The organism is Tritonibacter sp. SIMBA_163 (genome assembly GCF_046535935.1).
In the GTDB taxonomy this organism is placed as follows: Bacteria; Pseudomonadota; Alphaproteobacteria; order Rhodobacterales; family Rhodobacteraceae; genus Epibacterium; species Epibacterium scottomollicae.
Genome location: NZ_JAWJBP010000454.1, coordinates 1 through 272 on the forward strand (window position 1 = coordinate 1; position 272 = coordinate 272).

At 60.7% G+C, this 272-nt stretch carries 1 protein-coding gene; it reads right to left on the minus strand.

Translation table 11 applies throughout. The features are described 5' to 3' along the window. A partial coding sequence (locus R0J92_RS23095; RefSeq protein ID WP_411053387.1) for a tryptophan synthase subunit alpha occupies window positions 1–160 on the minus strand: 160 nt, incomplete at its 3' end. Window positions 161–272 lie beyond the last annotated feature (112 nt).

Consider the following 272-nt stretch of genomic DNA (forward strand, 5'->3'; position numbering starts at 1 on the left):
GTGCGCCCAGTTCGATCACATCGGCGCCGGCCTCGGGCAGCGCCTTCATGATCTGCAGCGAGGTGTCGTAGTCCGGATCGCCGCCCATGAAATAGGTGACGAGGGCCGGACGACCCTCTGCCTTCAGAGCGGCGAACTTGTTGTCCATGCGTGCAGTCATATCAGAGGCCCATTCCGAGGATCTTGCCGACGGTGAAGATGTCCTTGTCGCCGCGGCCACAGAGGTTCATCACGATGATCTTGTCCTTGTCCATCTTCGGCGCGCGCTTGAT